General features: G+C 66.7%; 21 protein-coding genes. 17 read left to right on the top strand and 4 right to left on the bottom strand.

The window, feature by feature from the left end; genetic code table 11:
* Positions 1–9: 9 nt before the first annotated feature.
* The 10 genes from LMQ14_RS22670 (at position 10) to LMQ14_RS22625 (ending at position 9,394) form a co-directional block, all read left to right on the top strand.
* The gene (locus LMQ14_RS22670) at positions 10–1,395 is read left to right on the top strand and encodes a glutamate decarboxylase (RefSeq protein ID WP_267731803.1); all 1,386 of its coding nucleotides are present in this window, start codon (positions 10–12) and stop codon (positions 1,393–1,395) included.
* Positions 1,396–1,440: 45 nt separating this feature from the next.
* Positions 1,441–2,607 carry an alanine racemase gene (alr, locus tag LMQ14_RS22665; RefSeq protein ID WP_267731802.1) on the top strand — a complete coding sequence of 389 codons (1,167 nt, stop codon included), beginning with the start codon at positions 1,441–1,443 and terminating at the stop codon, positions 2,605–2,607.
* Entirely contained in the window at positions 2,597–3,712 is a 1,116-nt protein-coding gene (locus LMQ14_RS22660; RefSeq protein ID WP_420714558.1) for an alpha/beta fold hydrolase, read from the top strand. Before alr ends, LMQ14_RS22660 begins: the two co-directional genes overlap by 11 nt.
* Positions 3,705–4,184: a tRNA (adenosine(37)-N6)-threonylcarbamoyltransferase complex ATPase subunit type 1 TsaE gene (gene tsaE, locus LMQ14_RS22655; RefSeq protein WP_267731801.1), complete on the top strand. Its 480-nt coding sequence runs from the start codon at positions 3,705–3,707 to the stop codon at positions 4,182–4,184. Before LMQ14_RS22660 ends, tsaE begins: the two co-directional genes overlap by 8 nt.
* Positions 4,175–4,804 (top strand): tRNA (adenosine(37)-N6)-threonylcarbamoyltransferase complex dimerization subunit type 1 TsaB, encoded by a 630-nt coding sequence (gene tsaB, locus LMQ14_RS22650; RefSeq protein WP_420714557.1) that lies wholly within the window; start codon positions 4,175–4,177, stop codon positions 4,802–4,804. The genes tsaE and tsaB overlap by 10 nt, the downstream gene beginning before the upstream one ends.
* Complete coding sequence (gene rimI, locus LMQ14_RS22645; RefSeq protein ID WP_267731799.1) at positions 4,801–5,268, top strand: ribosomal protein S18-alanine N-acetyltransferase; 468 nt, start codon at positions 4,801–4,803, stop codon at positions 5,266–5,268. The genes tsaB and rimI overlap by 4 nt, the downstream gene beginning before the upstream one ends.
* Positions 5,265–6,299: a tRNA (adenosine(37)-N6)-threonylcarbamoyltransferase complex transferase subunit TsaD gene (gene tsaD, locus LMQ14_RS22640; protein WP_267731798.1), complete on the top strand. Its 1,035-nt coding sequence runs from the start codon at positions 5,265–5,267 to the stop codon at positions 6,297–6,299. Before rimI ends, tsaD begins: the two co-directional genes overlap by 4 nt.
* 240 nt (positions 6,300–6,539) lie before the next feature.
* Positions 6,540–6,842: a co-chaperone GroES gene (groES, locus tag LMQ14_RS22635; protein ID WP_036466886.1), complete on the top strand. Its 303-nt coding sequence runs from the start codon at positions 6,540–6,542 to the stop codon at positions 6,840–6,842.
* An 82-nt stretch (positions 6,843–6,924) separates the two neighbouring features.
* Positions 6,925–8,541, top strand: coding sequence for a chaperonin GroEL (gene groL / locus LMQ14_RS22630; RefSeq protein ID WP_267731797.1), 1,617 nt, complete (start codon positions 6,925–6,927; stop codon positions 8,539–8,541).
* 112 nt (positions 8,542–8,653) lie between these two features.
* Positions 8,654–9,394 (top strand): hypothetical protein, encoded by a 741-nt coding sequence (locus LMQ14_RS22625; RefSeq protein WP_267731796.1) that lies wholly within the window; start codon positions 8,654–8,656, stop codon positions 9,392–9,394.
* Between the two features lie 31 nt (positions 9,395–9,425).
* Here LMQ14_RS22625 and LMQ14_RS22620 read toward each other — a convergent pair whose 3' ends face one another.
* Positions 9,426–9,827: a hydrogenase gene (locus LMQ14_RS22620; RefSeq protein WP_267731795.1), complete on the bottom strand. Its 402-nt coding sequence runs from the start codon at positions 9,825–9,827 to the stop codon at positions 9,426–9,428.
* Positions 9,828–9,919: 92 nt separating this feature from the next.
* Between LMQ14_RS22620 and LMQ14_RS22615 the strand changes: the two genes are divergently transcribed.
* From LMQ14_RS22615 to LMQ14_RS22600, 4 genes are read left to right on the top strand one after another with little or no spacing between them, the layout of a single operon-like run.
* Entirely contained in the window at positions 9,920–10,837 is a 918-nt protein-coding gene (locus LMQ14_RS22615; protein ID WP_267731794.1) for an LLM class F420-dependent oxidoreductase, read from the top strand.
* Positions 10,838–10,864: 27 nt separating this feature from the next.
* On the top strand, positions 10,865–11,179 hold the full coding sequence (locus tag LMQ14_RS22610) for a hypothetical protein (RefSeq protein ID WP_267731793.1): 315 nt from the start codon (positions 10,865–10,867) through the stop codon (positions 11,177–11,179).
* 9 nt (positions 11,180–11,188) lie between these two features.
* Entirely contained in the window at positions 11,189–11,584 is a 396-nt protein-coding gene (locus LMQ14_RS22605; protein WP_267731792.1) for an ester cyclase, read from the top strand.
* A gap of 5 nt (positions 11,585–11,589) precedes the next feature.
* Positions 11,590–12,072 carry a hypothetical protein gene (locus tag LMQ14_RS22600; RefSeq protein ID WP_267731791.1) on the top strand — a complete coding sequence of 161 codons (483 nt, stop codon included), beginning with the start codon at positions 11,590–11,592 and terminating at the stop codon, positions 12,070–12,072.
* Here LMQ14_RS22600 and LMQ14_RS22595 read toward each other — a convergent pair.
* A complete protein-coding gene (locus LMQ14_RS22595) occupies positions 12,056–12,505 on the bottom strand; it encodes an OsmC family protein (RefSeq protein WP_267731790.1) in 450 nt (149 codons plus the stop codon). The genes LMQ14_RS22600 and LMQ14_RS22595 overlap by 17 nt on opposite strands.
* A 67-nt stretch (positions 12,506–12,572) precedes the next feature.
* Here LMQ14_RS22595 and LMQ14_RS22590 point away from each other — a divergent pair, with 67 nt between their 5' ends.
* Entirely contained in the window at positions 12,573–12,986 is a 414-nt protein-coding gene (locus tag LMQ14_RS22590; protein ID WP_267731789.1) for a Zn-ribbon domain-containing OB-fold protein, read from the top strand.
* Positions 12,986–14,194, top strand: a complete 1,209-nt coding sequence (locus LMQ14_RS22585; protein WP_267731788.1) for a thiolase family protein — start codon at positions 12,986–12,988, stop codon at positions 14,192–14,194. The genes LMQ14_RS22590 and LMQ14_RS22585 overlap by 1 nt, the downstream gene beginning before the upstream one ends.
* Here the strand turns inward: LMQ14_RS22585 and LMQ14_RS22580 are convergent.
* Together LMQ14_RS22580 and LMQ14_RS22575 are read right to left on the bottom strand one after the other, a co-directional pair.
* Entirely contained in the window at positions 14,191–15,183 is a 993-nt protein-coding gene (locus tag LMQ14_RS22580) for an LLM class flavin-dependent oxidoreductase (protein ID WP_267731787.1), read from the bottom strand. The genes LMQ14_RS22585 and LMQ14_RS22580 overlap by 4 nt on opposite strands.
* Before the next feature lie 153 nt (positions 15,184–15,336).
* Positions 15,337–15,645 (bottom strand): WhiB family transcriptional regulator, encoded by a 309-nt coding sequence (locus tag LMQ14_RS22575; protein ID WP_036466967.1) that lies wholly within the window; start codon positions 15,643–15,645, stop codon positions 15,337–15,339.
* 380 nt (positions 15,646–16,025) lie between these two features.
* Here LMQ14_RS22575 and LMQ14_RS22570 point away from each other — a divergent pair, with 380 nt between their 5' ends.
* Positions 16,026–16,814: a hypothetical protein gene (locus LMQ14_RS22570; RefSeq protein ID WP_420714556.1), complete on the top strand. Its 789-nt coding sequence runs from the start codon at positions 16,026–16,028 to the stop codon at positions 16,812–16,814.
* Positions 16,815–16,861 lie beyond the last annotated feature (47 nt).

Raw genomic sequence — 16,861 nt, 5'->3', positions numbered from 1 at the left:
GGAGCCGCCATGACCGGCAGTCACCCGTCCGTGCCCACGCACTCCATCGCTCCCGCCTACACCGGCCGGATGTTCACCACCCCGGTGCCCGCGCTGCGGCTGCCCGAGGAGTCGATGGATCCGGAGGCCGCCTACCGGTTCATCCACGACGAGCTGATGCTCGACGGCAGCTCCCGGCTTAACCTGGCCACCTTCGTCACCACCTGGATGGATCCCGAGGCCGAGCGGCTGATGGCCGAGACGTTCGACAAGAACATGATCGACAAGGACGAATACCCGATCACCGCGGCCATCGAGCAGCGCTGCGTCTGTATGGTGGCCGACCTCTTTCACGCCGATCACCTGCGTGATGACGACCCGTCCAGCGCCATCGGGGCGTCCACCATCGGCTCCAGCGAGGCGGTGATGCTGGGCGGCCTGGCCCTGAAATGGCGCTGGCGGGCAAAGGTTGGCAAGGACTGGCAGAAGCGCACTCCGAACCTGGTGATGGGCTCCAACGTCCAGGTGGTCTGGGAGAAGTTCTGCCGCTACTTCGACGTCGAACCCCGCTACCTGCCGATGGAGGAGGGACGCTACGTCATCACGCCCGAGCAGGTCATCGACGCCGTCGACGAGGACACCATCGGCGTGGTGGCGATCGTGGGCACCACCTACACCGGCGAACTCGAGCCCGTCGCTGAGATCTGCGCGGCGCTGGACAAACTGGCAGCCGGCGGAGGTGTGGACGTTCCGGTGCATGTCGACGCGGCCAGCGGGGGCTTCGTGGTGCCGTTCCTGCACCCGGAGCTGAAGTGGGACTTCCGGTTGCCGCGGGTGGTGTCGATCAATGTCAGCGGTCACAAGTACGGGCTGACCTATCCCGGCATCGGGTTCGTGGTGTGGCGCAGCAAGGAGTATCTGCCCGAAGACCTGGTCTTTCGGGTCAACTACCTGGGTGGCGACATGCCGACGTTCACGCTGAACTTCTCCCGCGCCGGCAACCAGGTGATCGGTCAGTACTACAACTTCCTGCGGCTGGGCCGCGAGGGCTACACCCAGGTGATGCAGTCGCTGTCGCAGACGGCGCGGTGGCTCGGCGAGCAGCTGCGGGTCGGCGACCACTGCCAGCTGATCTCCGACGGTTCGGCAATCCCGGTGGTCGCCTTCCGGCTCGCCAAGAACCGCGGCTACACCGAGTTCGATGTCTCGCACGAGCTGCGGGGTTACGGCTGGCAGGTGCCGGCCTACACCATGCCCGACAACGCCACGAACGTATCCGTGTTGCGCATCGTGGTGCGCGAGGGACTTTCCGCGGACCTGGCCCGCGCGCTGCACGACGACGCCCGCAGCGCGCTGGCCTCGCTGGACAAGCTCAAGCCGGGCGGGCACTACACCGCCGAGCACTTCGCGCACTGAGGTCGTCGCGGCGGCACTTTCCACGGTTCTGGGACAATGGCTGCCGTGGCAGTCACCCCGATATCCCTGACGCCGGGCGTCCTGGCCGAGGCCGTGGTGGACCTGGGTGCAATCGCGCACAACGTGCGGGTGCTGCGTGAGCACGCCGGCTCCGCGCAGGTGATGGCCGTCGTCAAGGCCGACGGCTACGGCCACGGCGCCAACCGCGTCGCCCACGCCGCGTTAGCCGCCGGCGCGGCCGAGCTGGGTGTGGCGACCGTCGACGAGGCGTTGGCGCTGCGCGCCGACGGCATCGTCGCGCCGGTGCTGGCCTGGCTGCACCCGCCGGGCATGGACTTCGGACCGGCCCTGCAGGGCAATGTGGAGATCGCCGTCTCCTCGGTGCGTCAACTCGACGAGCTGCTCGATGCGGTGCGGCGAACCGGCCGGACTGCGACCGTCAGCGTCAAGGTCGACACCGGGCTGAACCGCAACGGTGTGCCCCCGGGCCAATATGCGTCGATGCTGACCGCGTTGCGCCAGGCCGTCGCCGACGATGCCATCCGGTTGCGCGGGCTGATGTCACACATGGTTTTCGCCGACCAGCCGAACAACGCCATCAATGATGTTCAGGGCAGCAGATTCAACGAGATGCTGGCCGAGGCGCGCAACCAGGGAGTGCGGTTCGAGATCGCCCACCTGTCGAATTCGTCGGCCACGATGTCTCGTCCCGACCTCGCCTTCGACATGGTGCGGCCCGGCATCGCGGTCTACGGCCTGAGCCCCGTTCCCGAGCTCGGCGACATGGGGCTGATACCGGCCATGACGGTGAAATGTGCTGTGGCGCTGGTGAAGTCGGTCCGCGCCGGCGAGGGTGTGTCTTACGCGCACACCTGGGTCGCGAAGCAGGACACCACCGTGGCGCTGATGCCGATCGGCTACGCCGACGGTGTCTTCCGATCGCTGGGCGGGCGACTCGACGTGCTGATCAACGGCAGACGGCGCCCGGGCGTCGGGCGGATCTGCATGGACCAGTTTCTTGTCGACCTCGGCCCCGGGCCCCTCGACGTGGCCGAAGGCGACGAGGCGATCCTGTTCGGTCCCGGCGCCAGCGGCGAACCCACCGCACAGGATTGGGCCGATCTGCTGGGCACCATCCACTACGAGGTGGTCACCAGTCCGCGGGGGCGCATCGCCAGGACCTATCGCGAGGCCGAAACCGTTGAGCGATGAGGAAACTCGCAGGCGCCAGCGGGGAAGGGCTTGGCTTGCGGGAGGGGCGGGGCTGACTGCGGTCGCCACCATAGTCGGCGCTTCGGTCCGCCGGTCGGTGACGCAACGCGTGACGCTCACCGACGACCCGTACGCCGACGAGGATTTCGAGCGGCTGAACAGCGACCGCAACTACGTGGTGACCACACCCGACGGCGTGGTATTGGCGGTCCGTGAAGTCGGCCCGCTGGACGCCCCACTGACGATGGTCTTCGTGCATGGATTCTGTCTGCGGATGGGCTCCTTCCACTTTCAGCGCGAGCGGCTCGCCGAGAAGTGGGGACCGCGAGTGCGCATGGTCTTCTACGACCAGCGCGGGCACGGCCGCTCCGGCGAAGCCTCGCCCGAGACCTACACGCTGACCCAGCTGGGGCAGGACCTGCAAAGCGTCCTGACCGCGGTCGCACCGCGCGGGGTGATCGTGTTGGTCGGCCACTCGATGGGCGGCATGACCGTGTTGTCGCACGCCCGTCAGTACCCGGACCAGTACGGCGCCCGCATCGTCGGTGCGGCACTGATTTCCTCTGCCGCCGAAGGGGTTACCCGCTCGCCGCTGGGTGAGATCCTGAAAAACCCTGCGGTGGAAGCACTTCGGTTCACCGCACGCTCGGCGCCCAAGCTCATGCACCGCGGCCGCAATGTGTCCCGCTCGCTGATCGGGCCGATTCTGCGGGCCGCGTCCTACAGCGATCTGCATGTCAGCCGCAGCCTCGACGCGTTCTCCCAGCGGATGATGAACGGCACCCCGATACCCACGTTGGTGGGGTTCCTGCGCGCGCTGGAAACCCACGACGAAACCGCCGGCCTGTGGACGCTACTGAGAATCCCCACCCTGATCGCCTGCGGGGACCACGATCTGATCACGCCCGACGAGTACTCCCGGAAGATGGCGGCCTCGCTGCCGCGATCGGAGCTCGTCATCGTCAGCGGGGCCAGTCACCTGGCCCTCCTGGACAAGCCCGAGGCCATCAACGACGGGCTGGTTCGGCTGGTCAATCGGGCGGTTCCGGGCAGAATGACCCTGTGGTACCGGCGAAACCGAGCACGGTTGCGGCGCCGTGGCTGAGCTGAGATCCGGATCAGGCACGGCGACCTGTGAGCGCGTCGAGGACACGATTGCGCTCGGGTCGCAGTTGGGCCAGCAGCTGCGCGCCGGCGACGTCGTGGTGCTCTCCGGCCCGCTCGGGGCAGGAAAGACCGTGTTGGCCAAGGGAATTGCCGGGGCAATGGACGTCGACGGCCCCGTCACCTCACCGACGTACGTGTTGGCCCGGGTGCACCCGCCGCGACGAGCGGATGCACCGGCGATGATTCACGTCGACGTCTACCGGCTGCTCGACCACCAGGGTGCCGACCTGCTCGGCGAACTCGATTCACTGGACCTCGACACCGATCTCGAGGACGCGGTCGTCGTGGTGGAGTGGGGCGAGGGCCTTGCCGAACGGCTCTCCGAACGTCACCTCGACATCCGGCTGGAGCGGGTCAGCCACTCCGACGTGCGGATCGCGACCTGGGCATGGGGCCGCTCGTGGACCTGATTCTCGCCCTGGACACCGCCACCCCGGCCGTAACGGCCGGCGTGGTCCGCCGCGACGGTGCCGAGTGCACGGTGCTTGCTCAGCAGGTCACCGTCGGCGCCCGCGCCCACGCCGAACGGCTCACCCCGAACGTGCTCGCCGCGCTGGCCGATGCCGGGCTGACGATGGCCGACCTGGATGCCGTCGTGGTCGGCTGCGGCCCGGGCCCATTCACGGGTCTGCGCGCCGGGATGGCCACGGCCGCCGCCTATGGCCATGCGCTGGGCATCCCGGTGCACGGCGTGTGCAGCTTGGACGCCATCGGGGCGCTGACCACCGGCGACACCCTGGTGGTCACCGACGCCCGCCGCCGCGAGGTCTACTGGGCCCGCTATCGGGACGGGGCCCGTACCGACGGTCCGGCGGTCAACGCCCCGGCCGACGTCGACCCCGGCGCGGCCCAAGCGGTCGCCGGCTCGCCCGAACACGCGGCGCTGTTCGGCCTGCCGGTCTGCGGGCCCGTCCACCCGACACCGGCCGGCCTGGTGGCCGCCGTGGCCGACTGGTCCGGTAGTCCCGCGCCGTTGGTGGCGTTGTATCTGCGTCGGCCCGACGCCAAGCCCTTGGCGGCCCGCCCATGACCGCCTGCAGCGAGCCCGTCACGATCGGCGCCCTGACCCGCGCCGACGTGCAGCGCTGCGAGCAACTCGAAGCCCAGTTGTTCGACGGCGACGACCCCTGGCCCGCGGCGGCCTTCAACCGCGAATTGGCCAGTGCCCACAACCATTACGTGGGCGCGCGCACCGCAAACATCCTTGTCGGATACGCGGGCATCTCCAGGTTGGGCCGCACACCGCCGTTCGAATACGAGGTGCACACCATCGGCGTCGACCCCGCATATCAGGGCCGGGGCATCGGTCGCCGGTTGCTCGGCGAGCTGCTGGAGTTCGCCGACGGCGGTGTCGTCTACCTGGAGGTCCGCACCGACAACGAGGCGGCCATCGCGCTCTACGCCAGCGTGGGTTTCGAGCAGATCGGCCTGCGCAAGCGCTACTACCGAGTCAGCGGCGCGGACGCGTATACGATGCGGCGGGAAGCGCTATGACAAACATTTTGGCCATCGAAACCTCTTGCGACGAAACAGGAGTCGGCATCGCGCGGCTCGACGCCGACGGCACCGTCACACTGCTGGCCGACGAGGTGGCGTCCAGCGTCGACGAGCATGTCCGGTTCGGCGGTGTGGTCCCCGAAATCGCGTCCCGCGCGCACCTGGAGGCGCTCGGTCCGGCCATGCGCCGTGCGCTGGACGTCGCCGAATTGGACAAGCCGGACATCGTCGCCGCCACGATCGGGCCCGGGCTGGCCGGCGCGTTGTTGGTGGGAGTGGCTGCGGCCAAAGCGTATTCGGCAGCGTGGGGCGTGCCGTTCTACGCGGTGAACCATCTGGGCGGCCACCTGGCCGCCGACGTCTACGAGCATGGGCCGCTGCCCGAGTGTGTGGCGTTGCTGGTGTCGGGCGGGCACACGCATCTGCTGCATGTCCGCTCGCTCGGCGAGCCGATCCTCGAGCTGGGCAGCACCGTCGATGACGCCGCGGGCGAGGCTTACGACAAGGTGGCGCGGCTGCTGGGTCTGGGCTATCCGGGTGGCCGGGTGCTCGACGAGCTGGCCCGCACCTGCGGCCGGGAGGCCGCGGAGATCCCAGCGTTCCCGCGCGGCATGACCGGCCCGCGAGACGACCCGCACACGTTCAGTTTCTCCGGCCTCAAGACCGCCGTCGCGCGCTACGTGGAGAGCAATCCCGACGCTGCTACGGCTGACGTCGCCGCCGGATTCCAGGAAGCCGTGGCCGACGTGCTGACGCGCAAGGCGGTGCGCGCGGCCACCGGGCTCGGCGTACAGACGCTGCTGATCGCCGGGGGAGTGGCCGCCAACTCCCGGCTTCGGGAGCTGGCCACCCAGCGCTGCGCCGAGGCGGGCCTGACGCTGCGTATCCCTAGGCCACGGCTCTGCACCGACAATGGCGCGATGATCGCGTCGTTCGCCGCGCACCTGGTGGCCGCCGGTGCGGCGCCCTCCCCGCTGGACGTGCCCAGCGACCCGGGGCTGCCGGTGGTAAAAGGCCAGGTCGGCTGAGCTCAGAGCATAAATCCGCGAGAAGCAGCGGGGCGGTCTTGAGTGCTAGCACTCTCGTGTATAGAGTGCTAGGTGGCAATCGGACGATCCCCTGAGTCGGCTCCCGCGACGACGGCCCAAGGGCACGGCCGAATGCCGAAACATCTGGTAAATGGACGGTTCGGGCAAGCCCCGGATCGACCGCCAACTGCAGTCCGGGCGCACGTCCCGGACCCGATCCAAATAGTGGAGGCTCCAATCGTGGCGAAGGTGAAGATCAAGCCACTCGAGGACAAGATTCTCGTGCAGGCCAACGAGGCCGAGACCACGACCGCGTCCGGTCTGGTTATTCCTGACACCGCCAAGGAGAAGCCGCAAGAAGGCACCGTCGTCGCAGTCGGCCCCGGCCGCTGGGACGAGGATGGCGACAAGCGGATCCCGCTCGACGTGTCGGAGGGTGACACCGTCATCTACAGCAAGTACGGCGGCACCGAGATCAAGTACAACGGCGAGGAATACCTAATCCTGTCGGCACGCGATGTGCTGGCCGTCGTATCCAAGTAAATACAGAACCGTGTTCCGCCCCGGCGATCCCCGTGTGCAAACGCGGGCGATTTCCGGGGCGGCATGCGTTTAAAGGAGCCTGATGAGCAAGTTAATTGAGTACGACGAAACCGCGCGCCGCGGCATCGAGGCAGGCGTGAACAAGCTCGCCGACGCGGTGCGCGTAACGCTGGGACCGCGCGGCCGGCACGTGGTGTTGGCCAAGGCGTTCGGCGGGCCGACCGTCACCAACGACGGCGTCACCGTCGCGCGTGAGATTGACCTGGAAGACCCGTTCGAGAACCTGGGTGCCCAGCTGGTGAAGTCGGTGGCCACCAAGACCAACGACGTAGCCGGAGACGGCACCACCACGGCGACCGTCCTGGCCCAAGCGCTGATCAAGGCTGGCCTGCGGCAGGTGGCCGCGGGCGCCAACCCGATCTCGCTGGGCGTCGGCATCAGCCAGGCCGCCGACGCGGTGTCCGAGGCGCTGCTGGCGGCGGCCATCCCGGTGAAGGGCAAGAAGGGCATCGCCCAGGTGGCGACCGTCTCCTCGCGCGACGAGGTGATCGGTGAGTTGGTCGGCGAGGCGATGAGCAAGGTCGGCACCGACGGCGTCGTCAGTGTCGAAGAATCGTCGACGCTGAACACCGAGCTCGAGTTCACCGAGGGCGTCGGCTTCGACAAGGGTTTCTTGTCGGCGTACTTCGTAACCGACTTCGACTCGCAGGAGGCGGTGCTCGATGACCCGCTGATCCTGCTGCACCAGGAGAAGATCAGCTCGCTGCCCGACCTGCTGCCGGTGCTGGAGAAGGTCGCCGAGTCGAGCAAGCCGCTGCTGATCATCGCCGAGGACATCGAGGGCGAGGCACTGGCGACGCTGGTGGTGAACTCGATTCGTAAGACGCTCAAGGCGGTTGCGGTCAAGTCGCCGTTCTTCGGCGACCGGCGCAAGGCCTTCCTCGAGGACCTGGCGATCGTGACGGGTGGCCAGGTGGTCAATCCCGACGCCGGTCTGGTGTTGCGTGAGGTGGGTATCGATGTGCTGGGCTCGGCCCGGCGCGTGGTGGTCAGCAAGGACGACACCATCATCGTCGAGGGCGGCGGCGCCAAAGACGCGGTGGAAAAGCGCGTCAAGCAGCTGCGGGCCGAGATCGAGAACAGCGATTCCGAATGGGATCGCGAAAAACTCCAGGAACGGGTGGCCAAGCTGGCCGGCGGCGTGGCCGTGATCAAGGTCGGAGCTGCCACCGAGACCGCGCTCAAGGAGCGCAAGGAAAGCGTCGAGGACGCGGTCTCGGCGGCCAAGGCGGCTGTCGAGGAGGGCATCGTCACGGGCGGCGGATCGGCGCTCATCCAGGCCGGCAAGGTGTTGGACAAGCTGCGTAAGTCGCTGAAAGGCGACGAGGTTACGGGCGTCGATGTGTTCGCCGATGCTCTCAGCGCTCCGCTGTACTGGATCGCCTCCAACGCCGGGCTCGACGGTGCGGTCGCGATCAACAAGGTCCGTGAGCTGCCTGCAGGGCACGGATTGAACGCCGCCACACTGAAGTACGGCGACCTGGTTGCCGACGGTGTCATCGACCCGGTCAAGGTCACTCGGTCGGCTGTGCTGAATGCGGCGTCCGTTGCCCGCATGGTGCTGACCACCGAGACGGCGATCGTCGAGAAGCCTGCCGAAGAGGCGGACGATCACGGCCACGGTCATCACCACCACTAACCGAGCAGTACGAAACACCCCCGGTCACGCGGCCGGGGGTGTTTTCGTCTGCGGGCGTTGCGGGGCCGCCCATTGCTAAGCTGGCCGCACCATGACGTGGGGGGGCACGAGCATGAGCTATCCGCAGCAGTGGCCGCCGCCGCAACCACCGCAGTACCCGCAGCAATGGCCCCCGCCGCCCTACCCGCCGCCGGGACCGTACCCGCCGCCGGCGCCGCGGAAAACTAATCGCGTGCTGATAATCGTGCTCGCGCTCGCGGCGACCGTCGCTCTCATACCCGCGGCGATAGTCGGGTTTTTCGTGATCCGCGACATCGCCCGCGACGGTCTCGACGGGCGCGGTGGAACCAGGAAAGCCAGCTCTCTCTCGGAATTCGATGTGGTGTGCGATCGCGGATCAATCAGTAACGCCGCCGCGTACGCGAAGCCGTACCAGATCGCCGCGTTCACTCCGGACGACCGGCCGAGCCCGATGAGCCAAGTGTCGAAGGACCACTGGAGCGAACTGACGCTCGACTCCCGTGCCGACTACCGGGTGAGTCCCGGTGACTTTCAGTCGGTGAATGTTGTTGCCTGCCTTACCCATAAGGCCGGAACCGAGGTGAAGTCACGCACCTGCGACTTCAAGACCGACGACGGCGATCACGTGACGGTCGACTACTACGCCGTGCAGTACGACATCGAACTTCGCGAGGCGAGGACCGGCAAGCACATCGAACAACTCGGAGCAGTGGACGGTCCCGCGGCCAGTTGCCCGTTCCTGATATGGGTCAACAAGCGCGATCGGAAGGTATACGCGGAGCCAGATCATGCGGCGGTCGATGCCAAGCTGGCTGAATTCGCGCACAGGTGACTGATTAGCGGCTAGGGAGAGCGGAACAAGATCAAAGCCCCGCGATCACGATTCCGATGCCGGCGACGATCGCGACCGACAGCGACACCAACAAGAAGCTGACGATCAACTCCTTGACGGCCGAGGCCTGATGGTCGCCGGTCGCGATCGGCGCGAGTTTGCGGCCGGCTCCCCATGCCGCCGCGAGCAGCGACGCCACCCAGTTCGCGTAGGCGGCGTACACGATCAGCGCGACCGCGGTGACGCCCAGCGCCTCGGGCAAGTGGATGTGTGGCCACAACAGGCCGAGCACCACGAGGAACATGCCGTTGAGGACCGCCTCGAGGTGGCTCGCCAGCGCCATGCGCGGGTTCTTCAACGCCGGGATGGCAAACCCGGTCAGCAGGCCGAGCAGGAACAGGACCAGTCCGAGCGTGAACAACACGGTCTGCATGGCGAAACACTATGGGGCCTCCGGCAGTTTTCGCTTTGGATTGATCTCTCCAGATCGGAATGCGATTACCGCCCGTGCAGTTGTAGGAGGGCGTGACTATCAGACTCGGATTGCAGATCCCGAACTTTTCCTATGGCACGTCCGTCGCCGAACTGTTCCCCGCCGTCAAGGCGCAGGCCGCGGAAGCCGAGGCGGCCGGATTCGACACCGTCCTGGTGATGGACCACTTCTATCAATTGCCGGGATTGGGTGAACCCGACGAACCCATGCTGGAGGCCTACACCGCGCTGGGCGCGCTGGCCACGGCTACCGAGCGGGTGCAGCTCTCGACGCTGGTGACCGGCAACACCTATCGCAACCCGACCTTGCTTGCCAAGGCGATCACGACGCTGGACGTCGTCAGTGCGGGGCGGGCCATCCTTGGTATTGGAGCCGGCTGGTTCGAGCTGGAGCACCGGCAACTGGGCTTCGACTTCGACACGTTCACCGAACGGTTCGAAAAGCTCGAGGAGGCGCTGCAGATCATCATCCCCATGCTGCACGGGCAGCGGCCCACCTTCGACGGGAAGTGGTATCACACCGAGAGCGCGATCAACGAGCCCCGCTATCGCGACCACATCCCGATCATGCTCGGCGGCAGCGGTGAAAAGAAGACGTTCCGGTTGGCGGCCCGCTACGCCGACCACCTCAACCTGATCGCCGACATCGATGTGCTGCCGCACAAGCTGGAAGTCCTCCGGCAGCGCTGTGCCGAAATCAACCGCGACCCGGCAACTTTGGAGACCAGTACCCTGCTGACGGTCGTGCTCGACGACGCACCCGCCGACATTGGCGAGGCGCGCGGCGGCCGGGCGGTCATCGGTACGCCCGATCAGGTCGCCGACGAGATCAAACGCCGAGTGCTCGACATAGGCGTCGACGGGGTGATCGTCAATCTTCCGACCCACGGCTACACACCCGGGGTCGTCACGAAGGTCGGTGAGGCGCTCAGGCCGCTCGTCGACGCGTAGTCGTCTCAGGGACTAGGCTGAATTGCCATGTCGCCGAAAGCTTCCCTGGAAACCGCGCACAGCGCGATCCGCGCCTTCTGGGAAGAAGAGGGCGCACGGTATGACCAGAAGGAACCAAGCGGGACGCTGGTCGCCGACTGCTCCCTGAACACGCAAGTGGCAGCGCATCACTACTCCGACGACATTGCGGCGGCGTTGCCGTTCAGCGGAGTCGGCGATCCCGCCCCGATTGTCGACGCCCTCCGATCTGCGGGGTTCGCAGACGTTGACGTCCATATCGTCGGCGACGACGGCGAGCGTCGGCGGGCCGTGTTGCGCGCCCGCGCCGATGCCGGAGGGTGAGGACACGTGGTGAGTCGGCTCGACGAATACCGATCCCTGTACTTGGCCTATCTGAAGTGCTGTAACGAGCACGATTTCGATGGCATGGCGTCGTTCTATACCCCGACCATCAAGGTCAACGATGCTCCGATGGATCCCGCCGCGGTGGCGGCGCAATTCGCGCCGATAGTCTCGGCATTTCCGGATTGGCATTGGGACATGCGGCACCTCGTCGTCGATGACGACTACATCGCGGTGCACTTCACCGTCACCGGCACCCATCGCGGCGCCTTCCAAGGAGTGGCGGCGACCGGTCGCCGGGTGAGCATTTCGGAGTTCACTCTCTATCGCGTCGAAGACGGCAAGTTCGCCGAGGTGTGGGACCTCGCCGATATGAGCGCCGTGATGCAGCAGATCGGAAGGTGAGCAAGGTGAGGAATCACCGGCTCGGCGCATCGGCGCTAGCCTTCGTTGCCTACTCCGCGGGGATGTCCGTCCTGGAACGGCGCATGCGTCGGACCGGCGGTCCGGGCATCATCCCGTTTGAACTGGCCGGCAACGCTTCTCGGGCCGAGGCCATCATGGCCCGCTGGGGCAGTGACGGTCAGCGTGCCGCACGGATATCCACGTGGCTGGATTTCGGCTACATGACAACCTATGGCGTCTTCGCGGCCCTGCTCGTGGACCGCACCCGTCGGCGGCATGGCCACCCGGCCGCCCTGCCCGCCGTGGTGGGTGTCGCCGTCGCCGGCGACGCGATCGAGGGTGTCTCGCTGCTGAAGGTGCTCAGCGGCACCCGTGTCGCCGAGAATGCGCGGCGCGCGCGCACCGCCGCCCTGATCAAGTTCGCCGTGCTGGTTCTCTCACTCGGATATGTCGCGGCGGGATCGCTGCCCGTCACCGCAAAGACGTAGCGACCCGGACCTCCGAGGTCAGGGTCTGATGGACGGGGCAGCGTTCGGCCATGAGCAACAACCGATCCCGTTGCGTCTCGTCGAGGTCGCCCGTCAACTCGATCTCCCGATCAATGTGATCGATCCAGCCGATCTTGGTTTCGCAGTCGGCGCAGTCCTGCGCGTGAATGCGCGAGTGCCGCAACGTCACTCGAACACGCTCGAGTGGCCAGCCCTTGCGGTTGGCGTACATCCGCACCGTCATCGAGGTACACGAGCCCAATGCGGCCAGTAGCAGGTCGTACGGGTTTGGCCCGGCGTCGTCGCCGACTGGCGCTGGCTCGTCGGCGACGAGCCGGTGCTGCCCGGCGGTGATCTCTTGCGTATACGTTCCCGTGCCGGTCTCGGCTACGGTTACCGTGCCCTCCGACGACGTCCCGTCATTGGTTGTCATGCAGCCCAGGCTATCGAGCGTTGGTTGCCAAGCGATACCGTCGAAGACACCAACGATGGAGGTGCGCATGGCCGGGCAGATCCCACTGGTCGACTACCTGGTGCTGGACGACCACCAACCCCATCTGGTCGCGCAGGAATGCGTCAACTGCGGTGCCAGATACTTCGACCGGCGAAACGCCTGCGCCAAGTGCTTTGCCACCGAATTCACGACGGTCCCGATCGAGACCGAAGGCACGGTGCGCGCGTTCACCATCGTCGCGTTCGCGGCACCGGGCATTCCGACCCCGTTCGTCGCTGCTGTGGTCGATTGCGGCGGCACCCAGGTGCGCGCCAACCTCATCAACGTCGAGCCCGACCCCGAGCACGTTTTCGACGGCATGAAAGTGCGTCTCGCCACCCAATCGATCGGCACCGACTCCGAGGGCACGGAGGCGGTCGGGTTCGGCTTCGAACCTCTTTCTGCAACCAAGGAGCAGTGATGAGCGCAAGCGATGAAGTCTGGATCCTCGGCATCCAGATGACCAAGTTCGGCAAGCACCCGGAACTCGACACCGTCGACCTGGCGGCCGAGGCCGCCATGGGCGCGCTTTCGGACGCGGGTGTCACCATGGCCGAGATTGGCATGCTCGCTGCGGGCAACCTGATGAACGCGAATGCCAGTGTGGGGCAACAGCTTCAGAAACAGATCGGCCAGACGGGTATCCCCGTGTACAACGTCGCCAACGCTTGCGCGACCGGTGCCACCGCGCTGCGCACCGCGATCATGGCCGTCAAGGCCGGGGAGGTGGACTACGGCCTGGCGGTCGGGGTCGAGAAGCTCGCGGGTGCCGGTCTGCTGGCGGGCGGGGCCAAGAAGAAGGACGCCGACACCTGGACGCCGGCGGGCCGCTACGGTGCGGTGGCCGGAATCGACGGCAGGATCGGCACGGAGACGATGCCGGGCGTCTTCGCCCAGATCGGGGTCGAGTACGGCCACAAGTACGGCGGCACCAGCTTCGAGTTGTTCGCCAAGATCAGCGAGAAGAACCATGCCCACTCAACGCTGAATCCCCTTGCGTCGTACCAAAAGCGGTTCACCCTCGAGCAGATCATGAACGACGTGATGATCGCGTACCCGAATACGCGCCCGATGTGCTCGGCGAACTGCGATGGCGCCGCGGCCGCCGTGGTTTGCAGCGGCGAGACGCTGAAGTCGCTGTCGCTCGAGCAGCGTCGGCGTGCGGTGAAGGTGTCGGCGTCGGTCCTGACGACCGACCCCTACGAAGAAGGCTGTCAGGTGTTGCCGAACGTCAACACGCTGACCCGAAAGGCGGCGACGGTCGCTTACGAGCAGGCGGGCGTCGGCCCGGCCGACCTCGATCTCGTCGAATTGCACGATTGCTTCGCCACCGCCGAACTGGTGCACTACGACAATTTGATGCTGTGCGAAGAGGGCGGCGCGGCGGATTTCTTCAACTCGGGTGCGACCTGGCGTGACGGTTCGACACCGGTGAACGTGTCAGGCGGGCTGGAGTCCAAGGGCCATCCGATCGCGGCCACCGGCATCGCCAACGTATGGGAGATCTGTCACCACCTGCGCGGCGAGGCCGGAGAGCGCCAGATCAAGGACGCCAAGGTGGGCCTGGCTCACGTGATCGGACTCGGTTCGGCATGCGGCGTGCACATTCTGGAGAAGTCGACGGCCTAAGAGCAGCCGACGGCGGACGCGAATGCCGTGAGCTCGCGCTCGATGTCGGATCCGGCTGGCTGGTAAACGATTTCGGTGACCCCCGACGCGGCGAGCCCGGCGATCTTCTCCGGCAATTGCTGGGCAGTGCCGGTCAACGCCATCGAACTGGCAAACGGGATCACGTCGGCCACATGAGGTTCATCGCTCGGATTGGCCTTGACCAGATGTCCTTCATGGATCGCGAAATGTCGCTCGTCTTCGGGATAGGCCTCGATCGCCTCGCGCCAGCCTTGTCCGCCCGGCAGTGCATCGACCGCGGCGGCGCCGCCACGCTCGTACATCGCGTGATAGACCACCACCGCTGCGGGCCCCGCCGCATCGATGGCGCGCGGCGACGTCAGCCCCTCGCCCTCGTCGAGCACCGTCCCGAAGCACAGCAGCGCTCGCCAGTCCGAGATCTTGGCGGCGTCGGCCTGTGGTACCGCCGCCGAGAAGACGCCGTCGCCGAGCTCCGCCGCAACGGCCAGTCCCTTGGGGCCGTCGGCGCCGATCAGTATCGGCACAGTGATCGGTCGCTTCGCCCCGAAACCGGGCAGCTGCAGCATCCGGATCTTCGTCCCCTCCCACTCGGCGGCTTCGCCCGCGAGGAGAGCTCGCAAGCACCGCACGTATTCGGCGACCTGCCGCCACGGCATGGCTCGCTGGCCCAACGACATCCGGCCGGTGAAACCCGAACCGACGGCCACCGCGACGCGCCCCGGCGCCTGGCTTTCCAGCTCGGCGATCGCGGCCGCGTTCACCATCGGATGCCGCAAGGAGGGAACCAGCACACCGGGTCCGAGGCCGATGCGCGACGTGCGCTCCGCGCAACGGCTGAGAATCATCCATACATCCGGGTAGAGGGCCGGAGAGTCGTAGAGCCAGGCCCGCTGGTAGCCCAGATTTTCGGCGAGCTCCGCGTGGGCCGGGGTGTTCGACGACGTCGCGAACGCACACGAGATGTCCATATTCGGACTCTAGTGAGGACGACTCGGTGATCGGCGGGCCCGACTGCCGATGGCCGACGACCTCCATGGTCACGCACCCTGACAACGGACGACTTCAACTGGAGTCGAAACGGCCCCCACCGCTGAGGGTGGGGGCCGCGTCGAAGACGTTGTTTAGGCCGAGCGGCGGATACCGCGGTTGCGGCCGATGTCGCCCTTCAGCAGCATGTCGCGCTCGGATTCGGACAGGCCGCCCCAAACCCCGTACGGCTCACCGACATCGAGCGCGTGGGACCGGCACTGCTGGATCACCGGGCACTGCCGGCACATCTCCTTGGCGCGCTGCTCACGCTGCATGCGGGCACGGCCACGCTCGCCGTCGGGGTGAAAGAACATCGAGGAGTCCACGCCGCGGCACAGTCCTTGCAGCTGCCAGCTCCAAATGTCTGCGTTGGGCCCAGGTAGCTGCTCCGGCTGTGGCATGGCTAGTTCCCTTCTGCACGGCGCACCCACGGGGGGGTTGGGTTCGCAAAGTGAGTGTGCAACTGATTTAAGGGTGGCGTCACCGATGACTACCCGTCATTGCTAGAACTTAGGTGTGCCGATGAATTTCCGTCAATAGGCGCTTAGTGTGACAAAATATATAGAGGTTGGAGCAGAATTAACTCTGCGTTCATCCGCCACGCATTTCGCGTAGGAGAACGGTGCTACCAGGCACTTGACCAAACCGAGATTTCCCAGCTCAGGGCACAAGGGCTGGCAAGTGCCATTTATTACACAGCTGATCGTGATTAACATTTCAGTAACACCAGCAGCACGAACTGTTTACTACTATCACCGTGATTGAAACTCATCACACTTCGATGATTGAGCCGACGCTGGCCGCGGCCGCGTTCGGCGACCAGCCGGCCCGCTGGCCGCTGCCGACGGCGACCTCGCCGAGCGAACTTTGGCTGCGTGCCGTCGCGGCCGGTGGGCAGGGCCGCTACGGCAGCGCCTACCGCGACCTGGCGGTGTTACGCCGCAGCATTCCGGCCGGCCGATTGGTCTCGCTGGCGCACAGCACGCAGGGATCGTTTCTGCGTCAACTGGGTTGGCACGCGCGGGCCCGGGGCTGGGACGGCCGGGCCCTCGTACTGGCCGGCGCCGATCCCGAAGCCCGGGCCGATGCTCTGATCGGATTGGCGGCCGACGCATTGGGCGTCGGCCGTTTCGCTGCCGCGGCGACACTGTTGGCACGCGCGGATTCGGAATTGACGGCGGGGGTGCCGGACCGGCTGCCGGTGCGCCGGCGATGGGTCGCCGCCGAGCTGGCGATGGCCCGCGGCGACGGCACGATCGCGGTCCGCCATGCCGAGGAAGCTGTCGAGTTCGCGCAGACCATGGAAGCCTCGGAGCGGCACCGGGTCAAGAGCGACGTGGTGCTCGCCGCCGCGCTGTGCAGCGCCGGCGCGATCGACCGCGCCCGCACCGTCGCCGAGGCCGCGTTGGACGCCACCGGCCGATTCGGGCTGATACCGCTTCGATGGGCATCGGCCTGCTTGCTGTTTGATATCGGCAGCGTCACGATTTCTGCGCCCAAACTGGCTGAAATTCGGGATATCTGCGCAGGCCAGATGCGGCGCGCCGGTGGAACCTGGCCTTCCGGGTGAAACGGCTTTCGGCCGTTATTGTCATCGAGAGAGTTAGCCCGCGATGT

Source organism: Mycobacterium sp. Aquia_213, from assembly GCF_026625985.1.
Classification (GTDB): domain Bacteria; phylum Actinomycetota; class Actinomycetes; order Mycobacteriales; family Mycobacteriaceae; genus Mycobacterium.
Note: the sequence above shows the minus strand (reverse complement) of the source record. Positions and strands in the feature narration are given on the sequence as shown.